Here is a 1,333-nt window from a genome sequence, read left to right as displayed (position 1 = left end):
TTGAAGCCGAACCAGCCGAACCAAAGGATGAAGGCTCCGACCGATGCAAGCGGAAGATTGGAAGGAGGGACGATGTTTGCCGTGCCGTTCTCCGAAAATTTGCCGATTCGCGGTCCGATGACGATGGCGGCAGCCAAAGCTGCAAAGCCTCCGAGGGCGTGGATGACCGACGATCCCGCAAAGTCGATCATCCCGAGACTGCCAAGCCAACCGCCTACGGCCCAAATCCAATGTCCGGTAACCGGATAAATCAAGCCGGTCATGGCAATGGTGAACAAAATATAGGCGTGGAAATTGATTCGTTCGGCTACCGCACCGGAAACGATCGAAATGACGGCGATGACGAACGCACATTGAAACAGCCAATACGTATCATGCGTGATGGTGAGGTTAATGTGTGTCAAGTCTCCTCCCATCATAAAGCCGGTCGTTCCGATGAGCCCGCCGGCATCTTTTCCGTACATCAGGGCAAAGCCGAAGAAGAAAAAGATCAATGCGCCGAACGTAATGTCGACAAAGACTTTCATGATGATGCTGACGGCATTCTTTTGCCGTACGAATCCCGCTTCCAGCAAGGCGAAACCGCCTTCCATCAGCAGGATCATCGCTGCGCTAAGTACAACCCAAATGGTATCTAATCCGCTCGCGAGCGTATTCAAATCCATCGATGCTATCTCCTTTCAGAAAGCGCTTAATAACGTATAAAGCGATTATTTTGCTTATCATTATACGATTCTCGTGGAATTTATGTCAACGAATTACGTCAGGTATTCTTACATATGGTGGTTAATATTCGGATGTTTTTCGTAAGAACTTCTTATATTCTCCTTGATGGGCATAATTTTACTTGCGCCGGTGCATGCTAAGCGTGATTTTGTTGCAGCGATCATCATTTGGAGGAGATGCCGATGGTTCCTTTAGATTCGACATTGCAAGGGCGGGAAGAGCCTTTTGAACATGTGCGAAGCTATTTGCACGAGCATGAGTTCGCATTGGGCGGCAACTGGGATTACGAGCACGGTTCCTTTGACCGCTATTTGGATGAGGGGCATAAAGTGTGGTTGCGCATTCCGTTTGAAGTCACAAGCGGCGTACTGGACGGAGATACGGATTCTACGGACGCTTTTGTCCGAATCGGTACCCCGTTTGTACTCAAGCATGTTTATAATGAAGGATTAGATCAAGAGGCACAGGCTCGCACTTATGGAGCGTTAATGGATCAGTTTCAGGAGCCGCTTGATAAAGACGGCACCGTAGAAGACAAGTGGGTGGACCGGGCGGCTTCGCTGCTGCGGGAGATTGAAAGTGGGTTTACAACCCCCTAAATCCCCCT

Annotated in this window: 2 protein-coding genes; one reads left to right on the top strand and one right to left on the bottom strand. The window is 49.5% G+C overall.

Going from position 1 to position 1,333, the window contains the following annotated elements:
• Positions 1 to 665, bottom strand: a 665-nt coding sequence (locus QJ48_RS35125; protein ID WP_162238624.1) for an ammonium transporter, incomplete at its 3' end; no start/stop codon positions are given.
• A gap of 243 nt (positions 666 to 908) precedes the next feature.
• On the opposite strand from QJ48_RS35125, the gene QJ48_RS35120 reads away from it, so the two are divergent.
• The gene (locus QJ48_RS35120; RefSeq protein WP_054977839.1) at positions 909 to 1,325 is read left to right on the top strand and encodes a YugN family protein; all 417 of its coding nucleotides are present in this window, start codon (positions 909 to 911) and stop codon (positions 1,323 to 1,325) included.
• Positions 1,326 to 1,333 lie beyond the last annotated feature (8 nt).

The sequence above is a fragment of the Paenibacillus sp. A3 genome (assembly GCF_001399685.1).
GTDB lineage: Bacteria > Bacillota > Bacilli > Paenibacillales > NBRC-103111 > Paenibacillus_G.
The sequence above is the reverse complement of the archived record's forward strand: the minus strand, read 5'-3'. Positions and strand labels throughout refer to the sequence as shown.